Below are 207 nucleotides of genomic sequence, written 5' to 3' on the forward strand. Positions count from 1 at the left end.
TCGACGGTGATCTTGTCGGCCACGATGAAGCCCGAGTAAAAGCCCACGCCGAACTGGCCGATCAGCTGCGAATCGGCCTTCTGGTCGCCACTGAGCTTGTCCATGAAGGCCTTGGTGCCGCTCTTGGCAATCGTGCCCAGGTTGTCGATGGCCTCTTGCGTGGTCATGCCGATGCCGGTGTCGGTGATGGTCAAGGTCTTGGCCTTG

1 protein-coding gene is annotated in these 207 nt (G+C 60.4%); it reads right to left on the minus strand.

All coding sequences use genetic code 11. The features are described 5' to 3' along the window. Positions 1-207, minus strand: a 207-nt coding sequence (locus H928_RS26335; RefSeq protein WP_043338923.1) for an ATP-binding protein, incomplete at both ends; no start/stop codon positions are given.

The organism is Comamonas sp. B-9 (assembly GCF_000410635.1).
GTDB lineage: Bacteria > Pseudomonadota > Gammaproteobacteria > Burkholderiales > Burkholderiaceae_C > Comamonas.